This window comes from Streptomyces sp. NPDC102441 (assembly GCF_044765585.1).
In the GTDB taxonomy this organism is placed as follows: domain Bacteria; phylum Actinomycetota; class Actinomycetes; order Streptomycetales; family Streptomycetaceae; genus Streptomyces.
Window position 1 is genome coordinate 76,149 of sequence record NZ_JBIWKH010000008.1, and the last position, 22,383, is coordinate 98,531.

Here is a 22,383-nt window from a genome sequence, read left to right on the forward strand (position 1 = left end):
CCACGCCGCCCTCATCGATCTTGACGGGCGTGCGCCTTAGAGAAGCCGGGGCCGTCGCGCCGCGATGTGGCCGTGCGAGCGGACCCCGGTGGGGGAGGGGTCCCATGTCCGATCAGTCGTCCGATGCGTCCAGCCGGCCCGAGACGTCACCGGAGCCCGGCGACGCGGTGGAATCCGCTTCAGGTACCGGGTCCGGTCCGGGGAGCGAGGCGGCACCCGGGGGTTCCGGCAGGTCCAAGGCCGAGGGAAAACCGGCGCGGGCTTCCACCCTGCCGGTGCCGCCCCAGAAGGCCGGCCCCGATGTGCCTCAGGTGCCCTCCTATCTCCAGGCGCCGCCCCAGGCGGATGTCTGGCAGCGCCGTGGGCAGCAGCCGCCCGGTGTGCTCTCGCGGCTGCGGCCTCCGTCTCCGCCCGCGATCGGGCCGAAGACACTCTGGGCGGTCTTCGCCACTGCCCTGCTCAGCGCCCTCCTGCTCGGTGACGGCCTGGGGCCCAACCTGCTGATCGTGGCCGCACCAGCCGTCCTGGGAGCGTTCTTCGCGGCACGCTCGGCGGGGCGCAGGCTGCGGCCCTGGACCGCGGTGTGGGCGGTGGGCGGCCTGGCGCTGCTGGCGATTCCGGCGCTTCGCGAAGCAGGGTGGCCGGTCTTCCTCGCCGTGGTGTCGGCCCTTGCCCTGGGCTCGCTCGCGCTGCACGGAAGCCGCAGCTGGCCGGGCGTGCTGCTCGGATCGCTGGGGCTGCTCCCCTCGGTGGCGGCCGGCGTGCGCTGGGGGTGGCGCGGGGTACGTGAGCGGGCGGACGACTCCCGGGGCCGGGTGCGCACCGTTGTGCGCAGCACGGCGGTGGCCGTCGTGCTGCTCGTCGTGTTCGGCGCGCTCTTCGCCTCCGCGGACGCCGCAGTTGCCGACCTGCTGGGCAGTCTCACCCCTGATGTGTCGGTCGGGGACAGCCCCTGGCGCGTCTTCCTCTTCCTGCTCGGTCTGGTCGGAGCGCTCGCCGCCGCGTACAGCGCTGCGGCGCCGGTGCGCTGGGACGGAATCACTGTCCGGCCGGGCAAGGCCAGGAAAAGGGCGGAGTGGGCCCTTCCGCTGATCGTGCTCAACCTGCTCTTCGCCGCCTTCATCACGCTCCAGCTCGTCGTCCTTCTCGGCGGGTACGACAAGGTGCTGGACGAGACAGGCCTGCTGCCCGCCGAGTACGCCCGGCAGGGCTTCTGGCAGCTCCTCTGGGCCACCCTGCTGACGCTGCTCGTCATCGCCCTCGCCCTGCGCTGGGCCCCACGGGGCGGGCCGCGTGACCGGACCCTGGTCCGGAGTGTTCTCGGCGCCCTGTGCGTACTGACGCTCGTCGTCGTGGCCTCCGCGCTGCGCCGCATGGACCTCTACGTGGATGCCTTCGGGCTGACCCGGCTGCGGATCTCCGTGGCAGCAGTGGAGCTCTGGCTCGGAGTGGTGCTGGTCCTCATCCTCGTGGCCGGTGTCTTCGGTGCCAGGCTGCTGCCGCGCGCGATCGCCGTGAGCGCGGCCGCCGGTGTGCTCGCCTTCGGGCTGATCTCGCCCGACGGGCTGATCGCCCGGCAGAACGTCGACCGGTACGACAGCCACGAGACGATCGACATCGAGTACCTCAAGGGGCTCTCCGCGGACGCCGTTCCGGCCCTGGACCGGCTGCCGGAGCCGCTGAGGTCCTGTGCGCTGGTGAACATCCAGCGTGACCTCGCCCTCCTGGACACTCCGTGGTACTCCTCCAGCTGGGGCGAGGTCAGGGCCCGGGACATCCTGGAGGAGCACCCTGTACGGGACCACGAGGCCGACTGCCGCAGCCTCGGAACGGAAACCGACGGGCGGGAAGGTCACGAGGAGGAGGACTCCTACGACCCGTACTGAGCGAGGCCACCCGAAGGCCGGCCGGCCCTCGGGATCCGGCCGGCGGTCTCCGCATGGCGCGGTGACCTCCGGATCGTTCTGTCGTACGTGGGCGATCCCTCCGGACACCCCGAACGCCTCGTTGTGACAGGGGTGTTCGGGGAAGGCGCTCGTGCCGGCGAGGTCTGTACCGCACCGGCGTCCCACTCGCCGTGCCGGCCTCCGTGCGCACTGCCGGCCACGGCCGGACACATGCCGAAGCGCTGCACGGTGCCCCGGGGTGTTCTTGCCGTGCCCATCGGCGTAACCTGGCAGGCGCCATGCCGTACGAACCACCCACGCACACCGTCGAGCGCTCACTGCGCACCACTTCCGGTGCCAGGACCGTCGCCGGTGTCGACGAGGTCGGACGCGGAGCGTGGGCCGGCCCCGTCACCGTGTGCGCGGCCGTCACAGGTCTCCGCAGGCCCCCCGAGGGCCTCACCGACTCCAAGCTGATCAGCCCCAAGCGCCGGGCGGAACTCGCCCCGATGCTCGAGAAGTGGGTCACGGCCTACGGGCTGGGGCACGCGTCACCACGGGAGATCGACGACCTCGGCATGACCGCGGCGCTCCGTCTCGCGGCCGTCAGGGCGCTCGACGTGCTGCCCGTGCGGCCGGACGCCGTGATCCTCGACGGCAAGCACGACTACCTCGGAACGCCCTGGAACGTCCGTACCGTGATCAAGGGCGACCAGTCCTGCGTCGCCGTCGCCGCTGCCTCGGTGATCGCCAAGGTCCACCGGGACACGATGATGGCCGAACTGGGCGCGAACACGGGCGAGTACGCAGACTTCGCCTTCGGCGCGAACGCCGGTTATCCGTCACCGGTGCACCGGGCCGCGCTGGAGGAGCGGGGGCCTACGCCTCACCATCGCCTCAGCTGGGCGTACCTCGACGCGCTGCCCAAGTGGCAGCACCTGAAGAAGGTCCGATTCTCCGCCGAGGCGGCGGCACTGGAAAGCGGGGGCCAGCTCGGCTTCGACTTCTGATCGCACAGGCACACCCCAGCCGCCGACGCGTTCGCGTCGGCTGTGAAAGACAAACCATTCATGCCTCTCATCTCCGAGGAGCCTCAGATTCCCGAGAGCGCCCAGGGTCCCCGCGTCACACCGGCCGCCGGCCGCACCGCACCGACCCCCCGTCCCGTACCCGGCCCGCGTTCTGCGGCCACCCCGCGTCCCGGAAGCCCGGGCCGCGGCCCCGCGCGGCCCGCGCCCCCGGCGCAGCGCCCGCATCCCACATCCGCTGCTCCCGCTGCTCCCGCTGCTCCGGCAGCTCCTGCCGGGCAGAAGCTGCCGGAGGAACGCTCCGCAGCGCAGTTCCAGCTGATTCCCGCTTCGGCCGACGGTGCGATCGACGCCGCCGACGAGGCCGTCGATCTGCTGCTCGACTCCGGTCGGGCGCCCGGCGACATCCTGGTGCTCACCACCGGCGAGCAGCACCCCTGGGCCGCCCACGAACTCTCCTTCGGAGAGGCCGCTTACTGGGCCCAGCACGACGCGGGTGACGATGTCTTCTTCGCACGCACGGTGAACGCCGACCGCTGCGCCACCCGTTCCGTCGTCGTCGTCGCGGTCAACGGCGACCTCGACGACGCGGCCGCCCGTGCCCTGCCCGACGTGCGGGAGCGCGCCGGTGCGCTGCTGATCGTGTGCGGAGACCCGCAGAAGGTCAACTCGGCACTTGGCGCGGGAGTCTGAGCCGTACGCCCGTGGGTCCCGGCCGTCCGTGAGGGCGACCGGGGCCCACGCCGTTCACCGGGCGGCGCTCCGTCGCAGTGCCTCGGCCGCTCCGCCGCCGGTGCGCAGCGGAACGGACTCGTGGTCGGTGGAGGTGTCCGCCAGCGCCGACGGCTTGGACAGCAGTGTCGGTCTGCGGCCGCCCCGGCCCTCGCCGAGAACCTGCCAGCCTCCACGCGTCAGAGTGATGTAGGCGCCGCAGCGGAGGCCGTGCAGCGTGCAGGCGTCCCTGAGCCCCCACATCCACGCCCCGTCCTCCTCCGTCCAACGCTCGTCACCCTCGCGGCAGTAGAGCAGGACGGCTGTACGCACCGGGGTGCGGCGGCGCAGATCGTGCGGGATCACCCGGCGCAGATGCGCGAGCAGAGCATTGCGGAACTCCCAGCCGTCCGTGGCCACGCTGGACCGCCGGGCGAACGAGGCGCTGGCCGTGAGCCGCTCCTCGTGGTCGAGGACGGCGACGACCGCGGTGGCCGGAGTCGGCCGGTGCCGTGCGTGCAGACCGCTGACGACTTCACGCGGACTGCGCAGCAGAGGTATGCCCGCCGCGGCCCACTCGGCCGGTTCGAGCATTCTGGCGACTTGGTTGACGGAGCCTGCGGACGCCGACAGCGAAGTGGCTGCGGACGGAGCGAATCCGAAGGTCACGGTCCTCCCTTCGCTACGCGCCCACGGTGCGGGCAGGGTCGAGTGAGGGCGCGCCGCGGCACAGCCCTTCCGGGCCCGCGAAGAGACCGTGCGGGGAGCGACTCCAATTCTTCCTGTCGTATCGGCAGGCGGCAACGAGCAATTGGCGCGGCTGACGGGTATCTGACGGAATGACACGGATATCCCTGCCCGTTCGGCGACGAACGAAGCCATTCGTCACGCCTGGACCGCGAGGACCAGCGGAAACACTCCCTGCGCTCCCGCTCGCCGGAGCAGGCGCGCCGCGACGGCAAGGGTCCACCCGGTGTCGGAGAGATCGTCCACGAGCAGGACGGGCCCTCCCGCGGCCGCGAGCGATTCCGCCAGCGCGGGCTCCACGACGAGGGCCTCGTGCAGCGCCCTCACCCGCTGCGCGCTGTTGGTCTGGGAGACGCGCAGGTCCTCGCTGCCCGGGGCGTAGGTGACGGTGCCCAGCAGGGGCATCCGGCCGACCTCGGCGATACGGCTGCCGAGCGACTGGACCAGCTGGGGCCTGCGGCGTGAGGCGACCGTGACGACTCCGACCGGCCGGGGTGCCGCGTCAGGGGCCCCGGAGGCCCAGCCGCCGGGGCCCTTCGCCCAGTCGGTGATGACCGTGACCACCGCGCTCGACACGTCGTCGGGGACCGGGGTGTCCTGCGCCTGGGCCGAGAGCAGGGGACGGAGCCTGTTGCCCCACCCGATGTCCGAGAGCCGGCCGAGCGCCCGGCCGGGAAGGGCCAGTTCCCCGGCCGGGATGCGGCCCTTGAGATCGACCCCTACCGCGGCGAGCCCCGTGGGCCACATCTTGCGCGGCTCCACCTCCACCCCCGGCCTGCCGAGCTCGCCGCGAGCCCCGTCGAGGGCGGCTGTGGAGACCTTGTCGTCGAATCGTGTGCCCGCGCAGTTGTCGCAGCGGCCGCACGCGGTGGCCTCCTCGTCGTCCAGCTGGCGCCGGAGGAACTCCATGCGGCACTCGGTCCCGGACGCGTAGTCACGCATGGCCTGCTGCTCGGCGGCCCGCTGCCGAGCGACCCAGGCGTAGCGCTCGGCGTCGTAGACCCATGGCTCGCCCGTGGAGATCCAGCCGCCCTTCACGCGCTTGACCGCACCGTCGACGTCCAGCACCTTGAGCATCGTCTCGAGGCGGGTGCGCCGCAGGTCGACCAGAGGCTCCATGGCGGGCAGCGACAGGGGCCGGCCGGCCTGGGCGAGGACGTCCAGGGTCCGGCGGACCTGCTCCTCCGGAGGGAACGCGACCGAGGCGAAGTACTGCCAGATGGCTTCGTCCTCCTTGCCCGGGAGCAGCAGGACCTCGGCGTGCTCGACCCCACGTCCCGCCCGCCCGACCTGTTGGTAGTAGGCGATGGGCGAGGATGGCGATCCCACATGCACGACGAAGCCGAGGTCGGGCTTGTCGAATCCCATACCGAGCGCGGACGTGGCCACCAGGGCCTTGACCCGGTTGGCCAGGAGATCGTCCTCGGCCTGCTGCCGGTCGGCGTTCTCCGTCCGGCCGGTGTACGACGCGACCGGGTGCCCGCACTGGCGCAGGTAGGCCGTGATCTCCTCGGCGGCTGCGACCGTAAGCGTATAGATGATGCCCGAGCCCGGCAGCTCGCCGAGATGGTCGCCCAGCCAGGCCAGACGGTGCGCGGCGTTGGGCAGTTGGAGCACCCCGAGGCTGAGGCTCTCCCGGTCCAGCGGTCCTCGCAGCACCAGCGCGTCCGTGCCCGCTCCCGTGCCGAGCTGCTCCGCGACGTCCGCGGTCACTCGAGCGTTGGCGGTGGCCGTCGTAGCCAGCACGGGAACGCCTGCGGGCAGATCGGCGAGCATGGTCCGCAGCCTTCGGTAATCCGGCCGGAAATCGTGGCCCCAGTCGGAGATGCAGTGCGCCTCGTCGACCACCAGCAGACCTGTCGCGGCGGAGAGGCGCGGCAGCACCTGGTCCCGGAAATCGGGGTTGTTGAGCCGCTCCGGGCTGACCAGCAGAACATCCACCTCGCCCGCCGCCACCTCGGCCTGAACGGTGTCCCACTCCTCGGTGTTGGAGGAGTTGATCGTGCGGGCGCTGATACCGGCCCTGGCCGCCGCCGCCACCTGGTTGCGCATGAGGGCGAGCAGGGGTGAGACGATCACTGTCGGCCCGCTGCCCCGGGCGCGCAGCAGCGAGGTCGCCACGAAGTACACCGCGGACTTGCCCCATCCCGTCCGCTGGACGACCAGGGCTCTGCGCTTGTCGGCGACGAGGGCCTCGATGGCCCGCCACTGGTCCTCGCGCAGCCGGGCGTTGCCGGTGGTGTCCCCGACCAGACGGGCGAGTACGGAATCGGCTGAGGCCCTGAGCTCTGCACGGTCTGCGTTGGTCATGCCCCCATGCAACCCGATGCCTACGACAAACCGCGAACGGTGGCCCGAGCCTGTGGAAAAAGTTATCCACAGGGGTCGCGGAATTCGGCGGCCCGCGGGACGGTCATGCCATGAACAAGCACGACGAATCCACCGGACCTTCCGAGGCCCAGCAGGTCACCCTGCGCGGTCCCGCCGAACTGGCCGACGCCCTTCCGTACCTGATGGGTTTCCATCCCGACGACAGCGTGGTCATGGTGGCCCTGCACGGTGGCCGGGGCCGCTTCGGCGGCCGCCTCAGGCTGGGGATCCCGCACGAGCCGGCGGAGTGGGCGCCGGTCGCCGACCAGCTGGCGCGATGCCTGATCGCGGGAAGCGAGAGGCGTGAATCCCGCCCTGACGCCATTGTCGTCTTCCTCTGCCAGGACCCGGCCGAGGGGGAGAGCGCCTCGCAGGCCATGGAGCGGCTGAGGCCGCTCGCGCAGCTTCTGCGTACGGCCTGCGGGGCCCTCGACGTTCCCGTACTCGAAGCGCTCTGCATCTCCGACGGCCGGTACTGGTCCTACTGCTGTCCCGATGACCGCTGCTGTCCGCCCGAGGGCAACCCGCTGGCGCTCCCGGGCACCACGGTGATGGCGGCCGCAGCCGCGTACGCCGGCGTTCAGGTGCGTGGATCGCTGCGGGACATGGAGGCGCGGCTCATGCCGTGGGAATCCGCGGCGGCACAGGAGCAGGAGCGGGCCCTGGACTCGGCGGGTGCCGTCCTGGTCTCCCGCATTCTGGACGTCGACGGGCGCGGTCAGGTGGCGGGAGAGACTCTGGCGCTCGCGCGGGACCTCATGGAACGCCTGGGTAAGGCGCCGGCCACCGGTTCGGCCGGGACGGACGGCGCCGACGACGGTCTGATCGCGCCCGAGGAGGCGGCGGCCGTGATCCTCGGCCTCCAGGACCGCGAGACCAGGGACCGGGCCGCCGAATGGATGGAGGGCTCCGACGCGGAGGCGGCGCTGCGGCTGTGGAGCGCTCTGGCCCGCCGGTGTGTCGGGCCCTACGTGGAGCACGCAGCGGCGCCGCTCACGCTGGCCGGCTGGGTCTCGTGGTCCATCGGTGACGAGGCGGGTGCCAGGGTGGCGCTGGGCCTGGCTCTGCGGGCGGACCCCGGCTACACCTTCGCTCAACTGCTGCACCAGGCGTGCAATCAAGGACTTGACCCGGAAACACTGCGTAGCTGTCTCCGTGGCGAGCGCACCCTGCGCGAGGACGGAAGCGACAGCGCCCCTCAGGAACCCCACGGCGGGCGTCGTACGGAGCGACGCGCCGAGCCGCGGCCTCCGCGCACTCCGGCCGCACGGCGCAAACGGAGGGTGACGGACCGGCCGGCACCGGGCTCCGCATCCCGCCCGCGCCCGTCCGCGAACCGGGACCGAGCCCGTGACACCCGGCGGCTGGGTCACCGTGGCGCCAGGAGCCGCGATTGACCAACCGATTTCCCGGACGGTACGGAAGGGCTCCGCCGGGTCGGCCGCGCTGCGGAGGGAGCCGGGGCGGTGGCAGACCGGTGTTGCGAAGGGAGTGTTTATCGTCAGGAAGACGACTATGATTTCGGCATGCCGCCCTACGACCCGTCGACCTTCCCGCCCTTCGCTGTCACCGTCGACCTGGTTGTCCTCACGGTGCGACGTCACGCCCTCTGCGCATTGGTGGTACGCCGTGGTGAATCGCCGTTCCAGGGGCGGTGGGCACTGCCGGGCGGGTTCGTCAGGGCCGATGAGGACCTCGGCGCGGCGGCGGCGCGTGAACTCGTCGAGGAGACCGGGCTCTGCGCGCAGGACCCCGTCGCCCCCGCTGTCGGGAACGGCGCCCACCTGGAACAGCTGGCCACCTACGGCGACCCGGGGCGCGACCCCCGGATGAGGGTGGTCAGCGTGGCGCACCTCGCGCTCGCGCCCGACCTCCCGGCCCCGCGCGCGGGCGGGGACGCGAACAGTGCTCGCTGGGCGTCGGTGGAGGACCTGATCGGACCGGGGGGTGGGTTCGCTCGCGACGGTGAGCAGTCCGCTCCGCTGGCCTTCGACCATGCGAGGATTCTCGAGGACGGCGTGGAACGGGCCCGTTCGAAGATCGAATACTCCTCCCTGGCCACGGCGTTCTGCCCTCCGGAGTTCACGGTCGGTGAGCTGCGGAGGGTGTACGAGGCGGTGTGGGGTGTGGTCCTGGACCCCAGGAACTTCCATCGCAAGGTCACGGGCACGCCCGGCTTCCTGGTGCCGTCAGGCGGGACCACCACGCGGCAGGGGGGTCGCCCCGCACAGCTGTTCCGGGCGGGTGCGGCGACCGTGCTCAACCCCCCGATGCTGAGGCCGGAAGTCTGAGTCGGGGCCCGCACCGGGGTCTCATGCGGCGCAGGCCTGCGGAACGCCCATAGAAGCAGTGGTGCGCAAAAAGTCTTAAATGTCGCGTTATCTTGCTGGGGTACCCCACCCTGCCGCCGAGCGGTCTCACCCTCAGCGAGAGAAGCGATGCTCCAGGCCATCGGACTCACCAGCGCCCCACACCGCGACCGTCCACCCGTCGTGGACGATCTGACCTTCGAAGCTTCGCCCGGCAGTGTCACCGCGCTCCTCGGCGCTCCTGGCTCCGGCAAGACCACGGCCCTCCGGCTGATGCTCGAGCTCGAAGCGGGCAGAGGCGTCACCTATTTCAAGGGCCGCCCGCTGCACCGCATCGGCCATCCCGCCCGTGAGGTCGGGGTGCTCCTCGGGGACGTGCCGGGGCATCCCGCCCGCACTGCGCGCGGTCAGCTCCGCATGCTCTGTGCCGCAGCGGGAGTTCCCGCGTCGCGAGCCGACGAACTGCTGGAGGTCGTCGGCCTCGCGGGGCTGGGGGACCAGCGCATCGGAACCCTCTCGGCCGGGATGGACCGTCGGCTCGGCCTCGCATCGGCACTGCTCGGTGATCCCCACACGCTCGTGCTCGACGAGCCCGCCGAGGGTCTCTCGCCGCGTGAGAGGAGCTGGCTCCACGGTCTGCTCCGCGCACACGCGGCCGAGGGTGGCACGGTCCTGCACACGACCGGCGACCCCAAGGAAGCTGCTCGCGCGGCCGACCGTGTGGTCACCATCGACGAAGGGCGCCTCGTCGCGGACCAGGACGTCGCCGACTTCTCCCGCACCCGCCTGCGGCCCCGGGTCGCCGTGCGGACCCCGCACGCGGCCCGGCTGGCCGCCGTGGTGAGCCGTGAGGCCCGTGCGGCCCGGCGTTCGGTCGAGGTGGTCGCCGAGGACGGCAGCCGGCTGTCGGTGTACGGCAGCAGTTGCGCGGAGGTCGGGGACACGGCCTACCGGCACGGCCTTCCTCTACATCAGCTCGCCGACGAGACCGGGGACGCGGGCCCGGTGGCCACCCCGGCGCGAGGCCCGGCCGGCGGTCCGGTGCGGGCTGTCCTCCCGGGGCCCGCCTCGGCCGTGGCGATCTCGGAGCTGCCCCCTCCGATTCCCGTGCGCCCGGCCCGTGGTCCGCTCCGCCCCCTGCGGTACGAACTGCGCCGCCTCTTCGGCGTCAGGACAACCGCGCTGATCATGACGGCCGTTCTGGTCATGTCGGCGGCTCTCTCCGTGCTGCTGGCCCGCTCCGGGCGGACGCCCCTGCCGGATCTGCTGGTTGCCTGGCCGGACCTGTTGCCCCTGCCGCCTGCCGCGTTCGCCGCCGGGCTCCTGGGCGCCCTCTCCTTCGGTGACGAGTTCCGCTACCCGGCGCTCGCCGCGGGGCGGGGTACGGTCCCGCGCCGCCTGGGTCTCCTGCTGGCCAAGCTGGTGGTCTCGGCGGGCGTCGCGCTGCTGCTCGCCCTGCTCTCCGTGCTGGCGGACGCCGAAGCCCTGCATCTCGTGTACGGAGGCGACTTGGTGACCGTGCCGGCAAACGCTCCTCAACTCGCCGCCAGTTGGGCGGGGCTGTCCGTCGGGTGCGCCTGGGCGGGACTGCTGGGAGCCGGTGTGTTCCGGCTGACGGCTGCTGGAGTCGCGGCCGTACTGGCGGTCCCGGTGCTTGTCGTACCGCTGATGCAGAAGCTACTGGCGGGACCGTCCGCTCGTTCGATCACCGGACTGCCGGGCCGACTGCGTGAACTGGGATGGGCGCAGTGGCCGTACGAGACGGACCGCTGGGCCATGGCCGCGGTGAGGGTTGTGGCCCAACCCGTCGGGCTGGCGCTTTCCTTGTCGTTGTCCGCCTTGGTCTGCGCGTATGTGTTCACCAGCCTTCGAGGGAGAGCTCGTTGGTGACCGTATGGGCTAGGCCCCATGGCCAATCGAGGGCAACTCTCCTGAAAAGATGTGATTTCTACCGATAACGCGTCAATTGGGAGGCGGGTGCCGATCACCCTTTCGTGTGCTTTTCAGCAAAGACCTCAAGGGTCGGGTGAGCCGCGCCGACAAAGGATGCGTGAGTACCCTTGCGCACACCATGATGACCGCCGCCCGCTCCGCCGACTCCGGCCTCGCCGGCCCGGGCGAACTCGACCGCTACCCGTACACGGAGGCGCCGGCCGGCGAGCGCGCAGCCCTCCGTTCCTGGGGTGGTGCCGAATCCGAGCTGGGGCGGGCGAGCCGACGCGGCTCCGCCAGTCGAGGCCGTGGGCTTCACGGCCAACTGGTCCAGCAGCTCGGTCAGATGATCGTTTCCGGTGACCTCGGTGCCGACCGGCCGCTCGTCCCTGAGGAGATCGGCCAGCGATTCGAGGTGTCCCGCACCGTTGTGAGGGAGTCCCTGCGTGTTCTCGAGGCAAAGGGCCTGGTCAGTGCCCGGCCCAATGTGGGCACGCGGGTCCGTCCCGTGAGTGACTGGAATCTGCTGGACCCCGACATCATCGAATGGCGTGCTTTCGGCCCGCAGCGCGATGACCAGCGCCGCGAACTGGACGACCTCCGCTGGACGATCGAGCCGCTCGCCGCCCGGCTGGCCGCCGGGCACGGGCGCGAGGACATTCAGCAGCGCCTCGGCGACATGATGGAGATCATGGGGCACGCGATGGGGCAGGGGGACGCCATCACGTTCTCCCGGGCCGACGCGGAGTTCCACGCGCTGCTGATCCAGGCGGCAGGCAACCGCATGCTCGAACACCTCTCCGGGATCGTGTCGGCAGCCCTGCATGTTTCGGGCGGCCCCGTCACCGGCTGTGACCGCCCTGCCGAGGTGTCCCTCGGTCACCACGCGCGGATCGTGGAGGCTCTCGCGTCAGGTGATTCCGCCGGCGCCGAGGCCGCCATGCGGCAGCTGCTGGTCGGGCACACCGACGGCGAGCGGGTGGTTCCCGCGCCTCGCGAGCACTGAACGCCGCAAGGTCGGGGTATGCGGACCGTGTGCTGCCGGGCCCTCGTGGTTCGGCAGCATGTTCATACGGATATGTGACCTCTGGTTCTGTTTGTCGCGAATGAGGTGTGACTGGGGCCACGCGAGTTGGGCGTAACACTCCTCGAAACAGTGCGATGACTTAAGAGGTGACCGCCGCGGAAGGAATACAGCAGCCACACAGTGCGCTGTGCAGTTCTGAGGCCAAACCCGCGCCGTCGGCAACATCCCCAGCCGACGGTCGTCGGCTCCAGCCCTCTCCAGGGCAGGGCCGGAAGCCGTTTCCATCGTTCCGAGAGGTTGTTCGTGTCGGCCAGCACATCCCGTACGCTCCCGCCGGAGATCGCCGAGTCCGAGTCTGTGATGGCGCTCATCGAGCGGGGAAAGGCTGATGGGCAGATCGCCGGCGATGACGTGCGTCGGGCCTTCGAGGCTGACCAGATTCCGCCAACCCAGTGGAAGAATGTTCTGCGCAGCCTCAACCAGATCCTCGAGGAAGAGGGTGTGACGCTGATGGTCAGTGCCGCGGAGTCGCCTAAGCGCGCCCGCAAGAGCGTCGCAGCGAAGAGCCCGGTCAAGCGCACCGCCACCAAGACTGTCGCGGCCAAGACGGCCGTGACGCGGACCGTCGCGGCATCTGCCGCCCCGGCGGCCGAGAGCGCGGACGTGGTGGCCGACGACGCTGCCGTTGCCGCTCCTGCGAAGAAGACAGCAGCCAAGAAGACGGTCGCGAAGAAGACCGCGGTCAAGAAGACCGCGGTCAAGAAGACCGCGGCGAAGAAATCCGGCAAGCAGGACGACGAGCTGCTCGACGGTGACGAGTCGGCCGAGGAAGTCAAGGCCGGCAAGGGTGAGGAAGAGGAGGGCGAGGGCGAGAACAAGGGCTTCGTCCTCTCCGACGACGACGAGGACGACGCGCCTGCACAGCAGGTGGCCGTCGCCGGCGCCACGGCCGACCCGGTCAAGGACTACCTGAAGCAGATCGGCAAGGTTCCGCTCCTCAATGCCGAGCAGGAGGTCGAGCTCGCCAAGCGCATCGAGGCCGGCCTCTTCGCCGAGGACAAGCTCGCGAACTCCGACAAGCTCGCGCCGAAGCTCAAGCGCGAGCTGGAGATCATCGCCGAGGACGGCCGTCGGGCCAAGAACCACCTGCTGGAGGCCAACCTCCGCCTCGTGGTCTCGCTGGCCAAGCGTTACACCGGCCGCGGCATGCTCTTCCTGGACCTCATCCAGGAGGGCAACCTCGGTCTGATCCGTGCGGTCGAGAAGTTCGACTACACGAAGGGTTACAAGTTCTCCACGTACGCCACGTGGTGGATCCGCCAGGCGATCACCCGCGCCATGGCCGACCAGGCCCGCACCATCCGTATCCCGGTGCACATGGTCGAGGTCATCAACAAGCTCGCGCGGGTGCAGCGCCAGATGCTCCAGGACCTGGGCCGTGAGCCCACCCCGGAGGAGCTGGCCAAGGAGCTCGACATGACCCCCGAAAAGGTCATCGAGGTCCAGAAGTACGGTCGCGAGCCGATCTCTCTCCACACCCCGCTGGGTGAGGACGGGGACAGCGAGTTCGGAGACCTGATCGAGGACTCCGAGGCGGTCGTGCCGGCGGACGCGGTGAGCTTCACGCTGCTCCAGGAGCAGCTGCACTCCGTGCTGGACACGCTCTCCGAGCGTGAGGCGGGCGTCGTCTCGATGCGTTTCGGTCTCACCGACGGCCAGCCGAAGACGCTGGACGAGATCGGCAAGGTCTACGGGGTGACGCGTGAGCGCATCCGTCAGATCGAATCCAAGACGATGTCGAAGCTGCGCCACCCGTCGCGTTCGCAGGTCCTGCGCGACTACCTCGACTAGATCGCGGACGGACATGGGCCGGGCCCGGAACCTGAAGAGGTTCCGGGCCCGGCCCATGTCCGCATGCGGCAGGCACCGGTGCGGATGACGCTGAGTGGGCACTGTTCACCTCGGCGTCAGGAGCCTCCATGCCTCGCGTTCTCGTCCGTGTCCTTCCCGCCGCCTTCACCCTGGTGCTCGCTGCGGCGGCGATACCCCTCGGCCCCCCGGCTCCCGCCGCGGCGGACAGCATCATCGTCGGAGGGAGGCCGGTGGCCGTCGCGGACAGTCCATGGGCCGTGGCCCTGTCGAGCCGTGACCGGTTCGGGGGAACCCGCGCGGGCCAGTTCTGCGGCGGAGTGGCGATCGCACCCACCAAGGTGCTGACGGCGGCACACTGCCTCAGGGAGGACGTACTGGGGGTGGCGGTCCCGGAGGTCCGGGATCTGCGGATCATCGCGGGACGGGACGAGCTCAGCGGGCCGGGCGGGCAGGAGATCCCCGTGCGGTCGACGTGGGTCAATCCGGGGTACGACCCGCGGACGAACGCCGCTGATCTGGCGGTCCTCACCCTGGCCCGGACGCTGCCGAAGAGCAGTGTCATCCCGATGGCCGGCGCCGGGAACGCGGCGTACGAGCCGGGCACCGCGGCGACCGTGTACGGCTGGGGGGACACGACAGGGTACGGCGCCTACGCGTCCGGGCTGCACGCGGCAAAGGTGCGGGTGCTGCCGGACGGCGACTGCGCCCGGGCGTACCCCGGCGGTACACACGGCGCGTACGACGCCTCATCCATGCTCTGCGCCGGTGACACCGCCGGTGGGCGGGATGCCTGCCAGGGGGACAGCGGAGGCCCGCTGGTGGCCCGTGGGCGCCTCATCGGGCTTGTCTCGTGGGGCAGCGGCTGCGGGAGCCCGGGCAGTCCCGGAGTGTACACCCGTGTGTCCGCGGCTATCCGGTGGATGGCCGACCGGAACTGAACCGCCAGGACGGCGCCATCGCGCCGGGACATGCGAGAACGGGCGGCATTCCCCGAGGGGAGGCCGCCCGTCGGCCGGTCCTGGACCGCGCCCATGGCTCGTCGTGGATGCGAGGTGTCAGTGTTGTTCCTCGTCGGCGGCACTGGCCTGCACGGCAGTGAGCCGATCTGTCTCATCCTGTATTTCCGCGGCGATCTTCTTGAGTTCCGGCTCGAACTTGCGCCCGTGATGGGCACAGAAGAGCAGTTCACCGCCGCTGATCAGGACGACGCGCAGATATGCCTGGGCGCCGCAACGGTCACAGCGGTCTGCTGCGGTCAGCGGGCTCGCGGGGGTCAGAACAGTAGTCACGTCGCCTCTTCTCTAGCTCGACGAGCTGTCGTACCAGGGTCAACATCCAACCAGGCCGAAAACGTTCCCGCTCGTGGCATTTCTTCGAAACTTCTTCTCGGGATGGCTGTCTGTCGCCGGTTGGCGGCGAATGTGCCGTATTGCGTAGCGCTACGGTTTCGCGTTGCTTGTGTGGGCCGGTCCGCCGGCTGGCTTGCCGGTTGTTCATGAGGACGTGCCCGGAGCCTAAATGGTTCATGCCTCGAAGGGAACGTGATGTGCGCGTCACCCTAACGAATGATCGAACGCGTATGCGAGGCTGGACTAGCATAAGGATTCCCCCTGGGTGGCGTTACAACCGCTCTACCAGGCCTCGGTAGGCTCTCAGCGGCTACCTTGGCCGAGCCCGATACCCACCGGGCCCCAAATGAAATTCAGCGAGGAGCGAACCGCGTGACCGCCGATTCCGTGCCGTCCACTGCGCTGCTGACCGGAGCAGGCGGCTCAGACAGGGACAGCTCCAACTACACCGCGCGGCACCTCCTCGTCCTCGAGGGGCTCGAAGCGGTCCGTAAGCGCCCCGGGATGTACATCGGGTCCACGGACAGCCGGGGACTGATGCACTGCCTCTGGGAGATCATCGACAACTCGGTCGACGAAGCTCTCGGGGGCTACTGCGACGCCATCGAGGTCGTCCTCCACGACGACTCCTCCGTCGAGGTCCGCGACAACGGCCGGGGCATTCCGGTCGATGCGGAGCCCAAGACCGGGCTCTCCGGCATCGAGGTCGTCATGACCAAGTTGCACGCCGGCGGAAAGTTCGGCGGCGGCGCCTACGCGGCGTCGGGCGGCCTCCACGGCGTCGGCGCCTCGGTGGTGAACGCGCTCTCCGCGCGGCTGGACGTCGAGGTGGACCTCCACGGCGCAACCCACTCCGTAAGCTTCCGGCGCGGTGTCCCGGGGATGTTCACCGAACAGGGTCCGGACAGCCCCTTCGACCCCGCCAACGGTCTCCGCAAGGGCAAGCGCGTCCCCAAGACGCGTACGGGTACCCGGGTGCGGTACTGGGCGGACCGCCAGATCTTCCTCAAGGACGCGAAGCTCAACCTGGAGACGCTGTACCAGCGGGCACGCCAGACCGCGTTCCTGGTGCCGGGCCTCACCATCGTCGTACGCGACGAGCGTGGCATCGACGGCGAGGGCAAGACGGAGGAGACGTTCCGCTTCGATGGCGGGATCAGTGAGTTCTGCGAGTACCTGGCGCAGGACAAGGCCGTCTGCGACGTTCAGCGCCTGACCGGAACGGGAACGTTCAAGGAGACCGTTCCGGTCCTGGACGACCGCGGACACATGACGGCGACCGAGGTCACCCGTGAGCTGGGTGTGGACATCGCCCTGCGCTGGGGCACCGGCTACGACACCAACGTCAAGTCCTTCGTCAACATCATCGCCACCCCCAAGGGCGGCACCCATGTCAGTGGCTTCGAGCGTTCGCTCACGAAGACGGTGAACGAGGTCCTGCGCTCCGCCAAGGTGCTGCGGGTCGCCGAGGACGACATCGTCAAGGACGACGCCCTCGAGGGTCTGACCGCGGTCGTCACCGTGCGGCTCGCGGAGCCGCAGTTCGAGGGACAGACCAAGGAGGTGCTGGGCACCTCGGCGGCCAACCGGATCGTGGCCAACGTGGTCGCCAAGGAGCTCAAGGCGTTCCTGACGTCCACGAAGCGTGACGCCAAGGCTCAGGCCAGGGCTGTCCTGGACAAGGCGGTGGCAGCTGCCCGCACCCGCATCGCCGCCCGCCAGCACAAGGACGCGCAGCGTCGCAAGACCGCGCTCGAGTCCTCCTCGCTGCCCGCCAAGCTCGCGGACTGCCGGAGCGACGACGTCGAGCGGAGCGAGCTCTTCATCGTGGAGGGCGACTCGGCCCTCGGCACCGCGAAGCTGGCCCGCAACAGTGAGTTCCAGGCCCTCCTGCCGATCCGTGGGAAGATCCTCAACGTCCAGAAGTCGTCCGTCTCGGACATGCTCAAGAACGCCGAGTGCGGAGCGATCATCCAGGTCATAGGGGCAGGCTCCGGGCGCACCTTCGACATCGACGCGGCGCGCTACGGCAAGGTCATCATGATGACCGACGCCGATGTCGACGGCTCGCACATCCGCACCCTGCTGCTCACGCTCTTCCAGCGCTACATGCGGCCGATGGTCGAGGCCGGACGGGTCTTCGCGGCCGTGCCCCCGCTGCACCGGATCGAGCTCGTCCAGCCCAAGAAGGGCCAGGACAAGTACATCTACACCTACTCCGACAACGAGCTCCGGCAGACCCTGCTGGAGCTGCAGCGCAAGAACGTCCGGTTCAAGGACTCGATCCAGCGGTACAAGGGCCTCGGGGAGATGGACGCGGACCAGCTCGCGGAGACCACGATGGACCCGCGCCACCGCACCCTGCGCCGGATCAACATCGGTGACCTGGAATCGTCCGAGCAGGTCTTCGATCTGCTGATGGGCAACGAGGTCGCCCCACGCAAGGAATTCATCACCAGCTCGGCCGCCACCCTGGACCGCTCTCGCATCGACGTCTGACCCCGTCCACCCGTGGGTGGAGGCCCTTTCTCCACCCACGGTCAGCCCCTGAGCCGATCCCATGACCTCCGTGCCTCCGTAGCGTCGAAGACATCGAAATCTTCACGCCCTCGGAGGCTGTCATGGCAGAGTTCTTCGACGTTCTGGTGATCGTCGCGGTTGTCGCCCTCGTCGTTGTGCGTCAGTTCTCGCCCCAGCGGGTGCGCGACCTGAAGCGGTGGTGGGTGCTGCCGTTGATCCTTTTCGTCGTCGCCCTGCGCAGTGACGGAGCCCTCGATGCCCGCCACGAATCACTGTCCGCGGTGATACTCGGCGCCGGGCTCGTGGTGGGACTGGTCACCGGTGCGGGATGGGGCTGGACAACCCGGCTGTGGCAGGAGGCGGACGGATCCCTGTGGAGCCGGGGCACCAGGGCCGGCCTCTGCATATGGGCAGGAGGGGTCGCGTTGCGCGTATCCCTGACCGTGGCCGCAGTCGTGCTCGGCGTGCACCAGGGGACGGCGGCCCTGCTCATATCGCTCGCGGCGATGCTGTTCGCGCGCGGCGGCGTATTGTCTCTGCGGGCCAGGGGCATACGCGAGCAGCACGGTGTCACCCCCGGTTTCCCGGCCGGCGACGCGCCGTCGACGGCCGCACCGGCCATGTCGAAGGGCGGGGCGTGAACCGCGGTACGTGGACGAGCTGGCCTTCGAGAGAGGCTCTCACCCGGGCGCCCCATACCCGCGCCTTGATCGGACGGTTCGTGTGGAGCGCGGTGTTCGTCGGCCTCCTCTGGAACACCTTCGCGGACGGGCGGTTCGCGCTCTGGCAGGTCGCGGTCGGCGTGGTCGCGGCGGCGGGCTGCTGGGCATCCGGCAGAGCGTTCTTCCGTACCACCAGGGAGCACCAGCTGTGGCCCTCCCTCGGGCTGCTGGTGCTGCTGACGGCAGTGGCGTTCGGAGCCCTGGCGGGGGGCGCCGGAGCGCTCGCGGTCCTGCTGTGGTGCGGGAGCGCCGTGGTTGCACTGCAGCGGCTCCCGCTGTTCGCTGCGGTTCCCCTCACCGCGGTGACGCTCTTTGCCTACGCGGTCGTCAAGGGTGACGGCTGGCTGACGACGGTGGCCACAACGGGTGGTCTGTGCCTGGGCGGGTACGTGCTGCGGCTCGATGCCGAGGCACGGGGCAGCTCCCAGCGTCTCCTCGCCCAGGAGCGGGCCGCCAGGGCGGCGGAAGCCGGGACGGCCGCACTGGCGGAAAGGTCCAGGATCGCCCGCGAGATTCACGACGTACTCGCCCACAGCCTCTCTGCCCAGCTGGTGCACCTGGAAGCGGCCCGGCTGCTGATCGAACGGGAGCCTTCCGCGGAATTCCGCGACCAGGTGCTGGAGAGAGTGGTGGCGGCGCGTTCCATGGCGCGCGAGGGCCTCGCGGAGACCCGTCAGGCGCTCTCCGCGCTCCGCGGGGAGATGACTCCGGTGGAGGACTTCCTGCGCCAGCTGGTGGCCGGTGAGTCGGCCGAGGTGTCCGTGGCCGGGGATCGGAGGGTGCTGACCGCGGAGGCGTCGCAGACGGTGCGGAGGGTGGCGCAGGAAGCACTGACCAATACCCGGAAGCACGCTCCTGGGGCAGCCGTCTCCGTCCGGCTGGCGTACCAGCCGGGCTGGGTGGCCCTGGAGGTACGGGATTCCGGTGGCCACCGTCCGGCGGGTGAGCTCGCTGTCAGTGGCTCCGGATACGGTCTTGTGGGGATGCGGGAGCGTGCCGAACTGCTCGGCGGGACGCTGGAGGCAGGGCCGGACGAGAAGGGCTTCGTGGTGAATCTTCGGGTGCCGGCGTGAGTGCGCGGGTGGTGGTCGCCGACGATCAGTCGGTGGTGCGTGAGGGCATTGTCATGCTGCTGGGCCTCCTGCCCGGCATCGAGGTGGTCGGGGCCGCGAAGGACGGGGACGAGGCGGTCGCCCTCGTCGCGGGGACCGACCCCGATGTGGTCCTGATGGACCTGCGGATGCCCCGCTGTGACGGCGTCGAGGCCACACGCAGGATCCGCAAGGAACACCCCCGCACCCAGGTGGTGGTCCTCACCACCTTCGCGGACGACGATTCGCTGTTCACCGCTCTGCGGGCGGGTGCGCGGGGGTATCTGACCAAGGACGCCCGTGGTGAGGAGATCGCTCAGGCCATCGAGGCCGTGCTCTCCGGCGAGGCAGGGCTCTCGCCGAAAGTGCAGAGCCGGCTGCTGGAGCGGGTCACGGCCCAGGCCGTCGAGACCGGGGCACCGCTGCCGTCCGAGCTGCCCGACGGACTCACCCCCCGGGAGGCCGAGGTGCTGGTCCTCATCGCGGACGGACTGTCCAACGCGGAGATCGCCCGGACACTGCACATCTCTCGGGCAACGGTGAAGACGCACATCAACAACCTCTTCGCCAAGACCGGGGCACGCGACAGGACCGGAGCCGTGCGCTATGCGTACGGCCAGGGGCTCGCACACCCGCCCGGCACTTCCGTCACCTGAAATGGTGAAGCACGGCGAATGAAGTGCCCGGGATCTTCCCAGTCTGCCCATTCTTGGCTAAGCGGCCGAAAAGGTTCGTGGACAAGGGAGTTGTCGGTGGAGAAGGAAGCAGGGCCGGAAGCCTCAGCGATGCGGCTCGACGACCCGTGGTACGAGGCGTCGGGCACCGCGTGGGGCGAGTCCGACGGCGCCGGGGCCATCGTGCCCGGCGGATGGTCCCGGCCGGTGGAGGGGCGTGGCCACAGCGCGGCCGAGATCTATCTGGAGGTGCAGAACAGCCCGGCATTCCGCGAAGTGCGCCGTCGCTACAGGCGGTTCGTGGTTCCCGCAGTGGTCGCCTTCCTGCTCTGGTACCTCGCCTATGTCATCGCGGCCACCACCGCGCACGAGCTGATGGCGCGTCCCGTCGTCGGCGTGGTCAATGTGGCCATGGTGGCAGGGCTCGGGCAGTTCCTCACCACGTTCCTGCTCACGTGGGCCTACGCACGTCATGCGCGCCTGCACCGGGACCGTGCGGCCCTGGACCTGCGCTGGGAGACCCAGGAGATGACAAGAGGGATCAGCCGGTGAGGGGAGACCATCAGACGCTGGCGCTGCTGCTGTTCAGCGTGTTCATCGCCGTGACGCTCGGCATCACCACCTGGGTCAGCCGCAACAGACAGGGGTCCGCCGAGGAGTTCTACGCCGGCGGGCGGCTGTTCTCCCCCATGGAGAACGGATTCGCCATCGCCGGTGACTACATGTCCGCCGCGTCCTTCCTCGGCATCTCGGGGCTGATCGCCCTGTTCGGCTACGACGGCATGCTCTACTCCGTCGGATTCCTCGTCGCCTGGCTCGTCGTCCTGCTCCTCGTCGCCGAACTCGTGCGCAACTGCGGGCGGTTCACGCTCGCCGACGTGGTGGCCGCCCGAATGGCGGAGCGTCCGGTGCGTACGGCGCTGGGCACCTCGTCCGTCACGGTCTCGGTGCTGTATCTGGTGGCCCAGATGGTGGGTGCGGGAAGCCTCGTGGCGCTGTTGCTCGGTGGCACGAGCGACACCGCCCGATCGTGGACCGTGGTGGGGGTCGGAGCGCTCATGGTGATCTATGTGTCGCTCGGCGGTATGCGTGCCACGACCTGGATCCAGATCGTCAAGGCGGTCCTGCTGATGGCCGGCGCCGTCGCGCTCACGGTGCTCGTCCTTCTCCGCTTCCACGGCGACATCAACGCCCTGCTGACTTCCGCCGCAGAACGCAGCGGTCACGGCCGGGACTTCCTCTCACCCGGACTGAGGTACGGCGGGAGCTGGACGGCGCGGTTCGACTTCATCAGCCTCGGCCTGGCGCTCGTCCTCGGCACGGCCGGGCTGCCGCACATCCTGTCGCGCTTCTACACCGTCCCCACGGCCCGGGCGGCCCGGCGTTCCGTCGTCTGGTCCATCGGGCTCATCGGCAGCTTCTACCTGATGACCATCGTGCTCGGGTTCGGAGCGGCCGCGCTCGTCGGGTCCGCGGACGTCCGGGCATCCAACGCCTCCGGGAACACGGCTGTCCCGCTCCTGGCACTGGTCCTGGGAGGCGGTGAGGGGTCGACCGGCGGCACGGTGCTCTTCGCCGTCGTGGCCGCAATCGCCTTCGCCACCATCCTCGCCGTCGTCGCGGGAATCACCCTCGCCTCCTCCGCCTCCGTCGCCCACGACCTCTACGCCTCGTTCCGGAGGCCGGGTGCCAAGCAGCGGAGCGAGGTCGGTGTGGCCCGGGTGGCCGCGGCGGGTATCGGGGCGGTGGCCATCGCCCTCGGCCTGCTCGCCCAGAATCTGAACGTCGCGTTCCTGGTGGGGCTCGCCTTCGCGGTCGCAGCCTCGGCCAACCTCCCGGCGCTGCTCTACACGTTGTTCTGGCGGAACTTCACCACCCGGGGAGCGGTCTGGGCCGTCTACGGAGGACTGATCCCCGCCGTCCTGCTCGTCCTGCTCTCGCCGGTCGTCTCGGGGAGTCCCACCTCGCTCTTCCCCGGCGTGGACCTCGCGCTCTTCCCTCTGGAGAACCCCGGGCTGGTGTCCATCCCCGCGGGCTTCCTGGCCGGCTGGATCGGCACGGTCACCTCGCCCGAGCCGCCGGACCCGGCCAAGCATGCGGAGACGGAGGTCCGGTCGCTCACCGGGGCGGGAGCGGCGTAGGCGG

Annotated in this window: 18 protein-coding genes; 15 read left to right on the forward strand and 3 right to left on the reverse strand. The window is 70.2% G+C overall.

The window, feature by feature from the left end; translation table 11 throughout:
* Positions 1 to 104: 104 nt before the first annotated feature.
* From ACIREO_RS19005 to ACIREO_RS19015, 3 genes are all read left to right on the forward strand, one after another.
* Positions 105 to 1,886 (forward strand): DUF4153 domain-containing protein, encoded by a 1,782-nt coding sequence (locus tag ACIREO_RS19005; RefSeq protein WP_404111250.1) that lies wholly within the window; start codon positions 105 to 107, stop codon positions 1,884 to 1,886.
* Between the two features lie 299 nt (positions 1,887 to 2,185).
* Positions 2,186 to 2,896 carry a ribonuclease HII gene (locus ACIREO_RS19010; protein WP_404111252.1) on the forward strand — a complete coding sequence of 237 codons (711 nt, stop codon included), beginning with the start codon at positions 2,186 to 2,188 and terminating at the stop codon, positions 2,894 to 2,896.
* 60 nt (positions 2,897 to 2,956) lie between these two features.
* Positions 2,957 to 3,607: a hypothetical protein gene (locus ACIREO_RS19015; RefSeq protein ID WP_404111254.1), complete on the forward strand. Its 651-nt coding sequence runs from the start codon at positions 2,957 to 2,959 to the stop codon at positions 3,605 to 3,607.
* 54 nt (positions 3,608 to 3,661) lie between these two features.
* On the opposite strand, the gene ACIREO_RS19020 is transcribed toward ACIREO_RS19015, so the two are convergent.
* On the reverse strand, positions 3,662 to 4,294 hold the full coding sequence (locus tag ACIREO_RS19020) for a hypothetical protein (protein ID WP_404111257.1): 633 nt from the start codon (positions 4,292 to 4,294) through the stop codon (positions 3,662 to 3,664).
* Positions 4,295 to 4,510: 216 nt separating this feature from the next.
* Positions 4,511 to 6,682, reverse strand: coding sequence for a RecQ family ATP-dependent DNA helicase (locus ACIREO_RS19025; protein WP_404111259.1), 2,172 nt, complete (start codon positions 6,680 to 6,682; stop codon positions 4,511 to 4,513).
* Positions 6,683 to 6,792: 110 nt separating this feature from the next.
* On the opposite strand from ACIREO_RS19025, the gene ACIREO_RS19030 reads away from it, so the two are divergent.
* The 6 genes from ACIREO_RS19030 (at position 6,793) to ACIREO_RS19055 (ending at position 14,820) form a co-directional block, all read left to right on the forward strand.
* The gene (locus ACIREO_RS19030; RefSeq protein WP_404111262.1) at positions 6,793 to 8,139 is read left to right on the forward strand and encodes a DUF4192 domain-containing protein; all 1,347 of its coding nucleotides are present in this window, start codon (positions 6,793 to 6,795) and stop codon (positions 8,137 to 8,139) included.
* A 129-nt stretch (positions 8,140 to 8,268) separates the two neighbouring features.
* On the forward strand, positions 8,269 to 9,033 hold the full coding sequence (locus tag ACIREO_RS19035) for an NUDIX domain-containing protein (protein ID WP_404111265.1): 765 nt from the start codon (positions 8,269 to 8,271) through the stop codon (positions 9,031 to 9,033).
* Between the two features lie 147 nt (positions 9,034 to 9,180).
* Complete coding sequence (locus ACIREO_RS19040) at positions 9,181 to 10,941, forward strand: ATP-binding cassette domain-containing protein (RefSeq protein WP_404111268.1); 1,761 nt, start codon at positions 9,181 to 9,183, stop codon at positions 10,939 to 10,941.
* A 160-nt stretch (positions 10,942 to 11,101) separates the two neighbouring features.
* Positions 11,102 to 11,989 (forward strand): FadR/GntR family transcriptional regulator, encoded by an 888-nt coding sequence (locus ACIREO_RS19045; protein ID WP_404111271.1) that lies wholly within the window; start codon positions 11,102 to 11,104, stop codon positions 11,987 to 11,989.
* Positions 11,990 to 12,313: 324 nt separating this feature from the next.
* On the forward strand, positions 12,314 to 13,861 hold the full coding sequence (locus ACIREO_RS19050) for an RNA polymerase sigma factor (RefSeq protein ID WP_404111274.1): 1,548 nt from the start codon (positions 12,314 to 12,316) through the stop codon (positions 13,859 to 13,861).
* Positions 13,862 to 13,989: 128 nt separating this feature from the next.
* The gene (locus tag ACIREO_RS19055; protein WP_404111277.1) at positions 13,990 to 14,820 is read left to right on the forward strand and encodes a S1 family peptidase; all 831 of its coding nucleotides are present in this window, start codon (positions 13,990 to 13,992) and stop codon (positions 14,818 to 14,820) included.
* 117 nt (positions 14,821 to 14,937) lie between these two features.
* Here ACIREO_RS19055 and ACIREO_RS19060 read toward each other — a convergent pair whose 3' ends face one another.
* On the reverse strand, positions 14,938 to 15,171 hold the full coding sequence (locus ACIREO_RS19060; protein ID WP_014153643.1) for a hypothetical protein: 234 nt from the start codon (positions 15,169 to 15,171) through the stop codon (positions 14,938 to 14,940).
* A gap of 432 nt (positions 15,172 to 15,603) precedes the next feature.
* Between ACIREO_RS19060 and ACIREO_RS19065 the strand changes: the two genes are divergently transcribed.
* The 6 genes from ACIREO_RS19065 to ACIREO_RS19090 all read left to right on the forward strand — a co-directional run bounded on the left by ACIREO_RS19065 (position 15,604) and on the right by ACIREO_RS19090 (position 22,379).
* Positions 15,604 to 17,730 carry a type IIA DNA topoisomerase subunit B gene (locus tag ACIREO_RS19065; RefSeq protein WP_404111279.1) on the forward strand — a complete coding sequence of 709 codons (2,127 nt, stop codon included), beginning with the start codon at positions 15,604 to 15,606 and terminating at the stop codon, positions 17,728 to 17,730.
* A gap of 122 nt (positions 17,731 to 17,852) precedes the next feature.
* Positions 17,853 to 18,392 (forward strand): DUF1453 domain-containing protein, encoded by a 540-nt coding sequence (locus tag ACIREO_RS19070; RefSeq protein ID WP_404111282.1) that lies wholly within the window; start codon positions 17,853 to 17,855, stop codon positions 18,390 to 18,392.
* Complete coding sequence (locus ACIREO_RS19075) at positions 18,389 to 19,546, forward strand: sensor histidine kinase (protein ID WP_404111285.1); 1,158 nt, start codon at positions 18,389 to 18,391, stop codon at positions 19,544 to 19,546. Before ACIREO_RS19070 ends, ACIREO_RS19075 begins: the two co-directional genes overlap by 4 nt.
* The gene (locus tag ACIREO_RS19080) at positions 19,543 to 20,220 is read left to right on the forward strand and encodes a response regulator (RefSeq protein ID WP_404111287.1); all 678 of its coding nucleotides are present in this window, start codon (positions 19,543 to 19,545) and stop codon (positions 20,218 to 20,220) included. Before ACIREO_RS19075 ends, ACIREO_RS19080 begins: the two co-directional genes overlap by 4 nt.
* Before the next feature lie 129 nt (positions 20,221 to 20,349).
* Positions 20,350 to 20,790 carry a DUF485 domain-containing protein gene (locus tag ACIREO_RS19085; RefSeq protein WP_404111977.1) on the forward strand — a complete coding sequence of 147 codons (441 nt, stop codon included), beginning with the start codon at positions 20,350 to 20,352 and terminating at the stop codon, positions 20,788 to 20,790.
* Entirely contained in the window at positions 20,787 to 22,379 is a 1,593-nt protein-coding gene (locus ACIREO_RS19090; RefSeq protein ID WP_404111290.1) for a cation acetate symporter, read from the forward strand. The genes ACIREO_RS19085 and ACIREO_RS19090 overlap by 4 nt, the downstream gene beginning before the upstream one ends.
* The last annotated feature ends 4 nt before the right edge of the window (positions 22,380 to 22,383 follow it).